Below are 1648 nucleotides of genomic sequence, written 5' to 3' on the forward strand. Positions count from 1 at the left end.
TAAAGTAATAGATCTATTTGCATTTGCGACTGACTTGGTATATATCCGGCCATTAACATTTCCCTCCATTGTTGAGGATACTAACATCGTATTATCTGCATTTGCTTTAGTTACTGTTTTATTTTTAGTTACAATAACAAACGCATCTGAAATGTTACCAAAGTTTATCTTCATCTGATTTCCACTATAAGTCGGAGAATATGTTGCAGTAACATCTTCTAATTTAGACGGGTCATAGTAGTAACTAGAATCAAGTGCAACATTAGCAGGGACTCGATAGACTTTCACCTCAGTATCATTGGAGTTAAATTGTGCAACATTGTTGTTTAGATTTTTTTCTGTATAAATAGCATTATTAACATTAACTCTGTTAATATTTGCAAAGGTAACGCTTGTGATTTCCTTTGTTTTGTCATTACTTTCTGTAATCAAACTAGAAACTGCAAGTCCATTAACTGCATTTGCCTTAGAACTATCGATTTGATTATATCTAACAGGTACAGAAAACTGCTTTGATGTATTTCCAATTGAAATAGTTGGTGTAATTGTTGATGTTTCTTTAACAATATCCCTATTCACTGCAACATAAAAACTTTTAGATGCCTCGATATTTCTTAACACTTCTGCTTCTTTTGTTATTACAAATTTCACCGTGTTAGTAGCTGAATCGTAGTGACCTTTAGCCAATCGAATACTATCTTCAATCCAAATACTTGTATCAAAGTCTTTAGGACGTGTAATACCAGTCAAATCAACTTCATTGCTGAACTTGACAGTAAAATAATCTCCTTCTTTTACACTAGGAGCTGAAAATTTAATTTTAGCGTTAAGTGAATCTCCATTATCAACTACAACCGGAGTTGTTTCATGACTTAATTCGATACTAGGGTTAATATCATTAGAAATATCTTTTCCTTCAACAGCATCAGATGCCGTTGTTGATTCAGGAACCCCTGTCGGCTCACTATTTGAAGTTGTTTCAAATGGTTGATTCGCTGTATTTAATTCTGGAATATTCCTAGAACTTTCTTCATTAGCCGATGAATCATTAATTCCTAATACTGGGGTCGCTTCATTGCTTACACCAGCATTGACATCAGCATATGCAGTACTTGTTCCTAATAGAACAAGTCCACTAGCTACAGCAACCGAAGCAATACCTACCTTGAACTTCCGAATCCCAAAACGAATCACTCGTTCAGTTGATTGTTTATTTGACTTAAACATAACTTCTCCTTCTTAAAAAGATTTGATAATGTTCAAAAACACTATCTCAATGCTCTAGTTATTTTTTGTCAATAATTTCTATAATCTTTTAAAATTTTTATAAAAAGATCAGTAACTATTAACTACTCTAATAGTAGCATAGTCTTTCTCTACCTGCAACTACTTCGTTTAAAAATATTAAAAATAATTGTTTTTTTCTTTTGTAACAGTTTTATACTAGAATCAATCCTATAAACACTTATCTGAATCTGAACGAGTAAAATTTGAGGATTATTTATGTTTAGAACTCAAACGTGCAGAGATTGCTCGTCGGCTGGGGAGAAATCGCTCTACTATTACTCGTGAAAGTAATCGTGGTTTCATCACACAAGTAAAAAAAGCAAACAGGCAGAAGGTCTATTAGCAACACTATTATGCATAT

At 32.9% G+C, this 1648-nt stretch carries 1 protein-coding gene and 1 pseudogene; one reads left to right on the forward strand and one right to left on the reverse strand.

Features of this window, described 5'->3' with window-relative positions:
- The coding region (locus LXO72_RS10100; RefSeq protein WP_233332604.1) for an Ig-like domain-containing protein at positions 1-1227 on the reverse strand (1227 nt) is incomplete at its 3' end.
- Positions 1228-1447: 220 nt separating this feature from the next.
- On the opposite strand from LXO72_RS10100, the pseudogene LXO72_RS10105 reads away from it, so the two are divergent.
- Positions 1448-1627, forward strand: a pseudogene (locus LXO72_RS10105) (helix-turn-helix domain-containing protein); the annotation flags it as partial.
- Positions 1628-1648 lie beyond the last annotated feature (21 nt).

This window comes from Streptococcus sp. XMC (assembly GCF_021341835.1).
In the GTDB taxonomy this organism is placed as follows: Bacteria; Bacillota; Bacilli; order Lactobacillales; family Streptococcaceae; genus Streptococcus.